General features: G+C 69.2%; 3 protein-coding genes and 1 pseudogene. 2 read left to right on the forward strand and 2 right to left on the reverse strand.

Features of this window, described 5'->3' with window-relative positions; all coding sequences use genetic code 11:
- Together Q0M60_RS00010 and Q0M60_RS00015 are read left to right on the forward strand one after the other, a co-directional pair.
- Positions 1 to 724: adenosylhomocysteinase (locus Q0M60_RS00010; RefSeq protein ID WP_296814303.1), on the forward strand; the 724-nt coding region annotated here is incomplete at its 5' end.
- Between the two features lie 10 nt (positions 725 to 734).
- Entirely contained in the window at positions 735 to 1859 is a 1125-nt protein-coding gene (locus Q0M60_RS00015) for a serine hydrolase domain-containing protein (RefSeq protein ID WP_296814306.1), read from the forward strand.
- Here Q0M60_RS00015 and rarD read toward each other — a convergent pair.
- A complete protein-coding gene (gene rarD, locus Q0M60_RS00020) occupies positions 1844 to 2806 on the reverse strand; it encodes an EamA family transporter RarD (protein WP_296814309.1) in 963 nt (320 codons plus the stop codon). The genes Q0M60_RS00015 and rarD overlap by 16 nt on opposite strands.
- A gap of 220 nt (positions 2807 to 3026) precedes the next feature.
- Positions 3027 to 3158 (reverse strand): annotated as a pseudogene (locus tag Q0M60_RS00025) (aspartate-semialdehyde dehydrogenase); the annotation flags it as partial.

A 3158-nucleotide genomic window follows, 5' to 3' on the forward strand; every position in this document is an offset into this window, starting at 1 on the left:
CAACAAGTACGGCTGCCGTGAATCGCTGGTCGATGCCATCCGCCGCGGCACCGACGTGATGATGGCCGGCAAGGTTGCCGTGGTCGCGGGCTATGGCGACGTGGGCAAGGGCTCGGCCGCGTCGCTGCGCAACGGCGGCGCCCGCGTGGTGGTCACCGAGGTCGACCCCATCTGCGCGCTCCAGGCCGCGATGGAAGGCTATGACGTCAAGACGATCGAGGACGTCGCGGGCTCGGCCGACATCTTCGTCACCGCCACCGGCAACAAGGACGTCCTGACGGTCGACCACATGCGGGCGATGAAGAACAACGCCATCGTCTGCAACATCGGCCACTTCGATTCCGAGATCCAGATCGCGGGCCTGCGAAACTTCAAGTGGGACGAGATCAAGCCGCAGGTCCACCACGTGGAATTCCCGGACGGCAAGAAGATCATCGTCCTGTCGGAAGGCCGCCTGGTGAACCTGGGCAACGCCACGGGCCACCCGTCCTTCGTCATGTCGGCCAGCTTCACCAACCAGACCCTGGCCCAGATCGAGCTGTGGACCAACAACAAGGCCTATGAGAAGCAGGTCTACACCCTGCCCAAGAAGCTCGACGAGAAGGTCGCCATGCTCCACCTCGAAAAGCTGGGCGCCAAGCTGACCAAGCTGTCGGACGAGCAGGCCGCCTACATCGGCGTGAAGCCGGAAGGCCCGTTCAAGCCGGAGCACTACCGCTACTGAGGGAGCGCGCATGACCGAAGTCAGCGGCATCTGCCCGGCCCGGTTCGCCGCCGTCCGCGAACGGTTCGCCGCTCATTTCGATCTGGGCCTCGAGCTCGGCGCGCGCTTCTCGGTCTGCATCAAGGGGGAGCCGGTCATCGACCTGATGGCCGGCTTTTCCGATCTGGCGAAGACGGCGCCGGTCGGGCCTGAGACGCTGTTTCCGGTCTTCTCCTCCACCAAGGCGGTCGCGGCCCTGATGATGGCGCGCGCGGTCGACGCCGGGCGCATCCGCTATGACCAGCCGGTCGCCGACCTGTGGCCGGAGTTCGCGCAGGCCGGCAAGGACACGATCACGGTCGCCCAGCTGCTGAGCCATCAGGCCGGCCTGCCTGGCTTCGACGAACTGACCGATCCGGATCTCTGGTACGACCGCGAGGCTGTGCTGGCGCGCCTGGCCGCCCAGGCGCCCATGTGGGAGCCGGGCACGGCGTCGGGCTATCACCCCATCACCGTCGGCTACATGGTCGGCGAGCTGTTCCGCCGCGCCGACGGCCGCACGCTCGGCCGGGCGCTGCGTGAGGACCTGGCGGCTCCCTTTGGCCTGGACGTATGGATCGGCTTGCCCGACGCCGAGCACAACCGCGTCGCCCAGGTGCGCAAGCCCACCGCCCTGCCCGACCTCGGCGAGCTGACCGATGTCCGCAAGGCCGCCTTCCTGAACCGAGGCGCCAGCGTCGGCCGCCGCGACGCCCCGGACTGGCGACGGGCCGAGATCCCGTCAGCCAACGGCCACGCCACGTCGCTGGCGCTGGCCCGGCTGATGGCGGTGGTGGCCAACGGCGGGGTGCTGGACCGCGAGGCCGTGCTGTCGTCCCAGACCGTGGCCGAACTGACGAAGAGCCGCATCAGCGGACCGGATCGCGTCCTGCCCTTCGACCTCAGCTGGGCGGCGGGCCTGCTGCGCAACGACGGCCAGGCCATCTTCGGGCCGGGCCGGCAGGCCGTCGGCCACTACGGCTGGGGCGGCTCGGTCACCATGGCCGATCCCGAGACCGGCGTCTCGGCCAGCTACGTCATGAACCGCCAGTCGCCCCACCTGATCGGCGACCCGCGCCCGGTGGCGCTGTTCGAGGCGCTCTACCGCTCGCTCTGAGCCGAGCGGTCCTCGGCCGGATCGTCCAACAGGCCGGGCTCGACCGCCACCACCTTGGCCGCGCGCGAGCGCTTGAGCGCGCCGGCCGCATAGACCGCAGCGCCCAGCCAGATGAAGGCGAAGGAGACGCCGCGCAGCCAGCCGAAGGGCTCGCCTTGGCTGACGCCGATGACGAAGGCGATGGTCGGGGCCAGGAACTGCAGGAAGCCCATGGTCGACAGGGGCATCCGCCGCGCCGCCCAGGCGAACAGCATGAGCGGCAGGACCGTCGCGGGGCCCGCGATCAGCAGCCAGAAGGTCGCCCAGGGCGAGGCGAACAGGTGGCCGGTCCCGTTGGTCTCGATCATCGCCACCCAGATCAGGCCGAGCGGGGCGAGCAGCAGGCATTCGATGAACAGGCCCGACTGGGCGTCGGCCTCGACGCGCTTCCTGATCACCCCATAGGCGGCGAACGAGAAGGCCAGGACCAGCGAGATCCACGGGGGGTGGCCCAGCGCCAGGGCCTGGAGGATCACGCCTATGGCCGCCAGAGCGATCGCCGCCTGGCCGAAGCGGTCGATCCGCTCGCGGAACAGCCAGGCGCCCGCGGCCATGTTGAGCAGGGGATTGAGGTAGTAGCCGAGGCTGGCGTCCAGCGTCCGGCCCGAGTTCACCGCGATGACATATACGGTCCAGTTGACCGCGATCAGCACGGTCGAGACGAGCAGCCAGATCAGGGTCTTGGGTCGGCCGAGGATGGCGCGCACCTGGCCCGCCTGTCGCGCGATCAGGACCAGCAATCCCGCCCAGAACACGCCCCACAGCACCCGGTGGGCCATGATCTCCCACGCGTCCGCGCCTAGGTGGCCCATCTGCTGGAACACCAGCGGGATGAAGCCCCACATGGCGTAGCAGCCCGCCCCGGCGATCAGGGCGGTGGTGGCTTCGGAACGGGCGTGGGGTGTCATGAGCACACAACTCTTCGCCCCGTCAGGGGAGAAGAGGGCCCCGCATGCCGGAGGGCGCAGCCCGGAGCTCCATGCGGGAGATGAGGGCGTTGGCTCGGGCCTGTGGAATAGCCCTCACCTCCCGCCCAATCGCCTCGCGCTTCGCGCTCAGCGTGGCGGGGCCCTCCTCTCCCCTTCGGGGCGAGGAACGTCAGGAACGCCTGCACTCGGGCGGCGGCCACTAGAGGGTGATCGAGCGGAAGCCGGACTTCGGCTGAATGACGCCCTGTTCGTCGAGCAGCTGGGCGATCTGGACCGCGTTCAGCGCCGCGCCCTTCCTCAGGTTGTCCGACACGACCCAGAGGTTCAGGCC

The sequence above is a fragment of the Brevundimonas sp. genome (assembly GCF_024711105.1).
Lineage (GTDB): Bacteria > Pseudomonadota > Alphaproteobacteria > Caulobacterales > Caulobacteraceae > Brevundimonas.

What these genes read in the sequence shown, in the direction of transcription:
- Q0M60_RS00015 (WP_296814306.1), top strand. Translation starts at nt 735, where the DNA reads ATGACCGAAGTCAGCGGCATCTGCCCGGCCCGGTTCGCCGCCGTCCGC.
- rarD (WP_296814309.1), bottom strand. Translation starts at nt 2,806, where the DNA reads ATGACACCCCACGCCCGTTCCGAAGCCACCACCGCCCTGATCGCCGGG.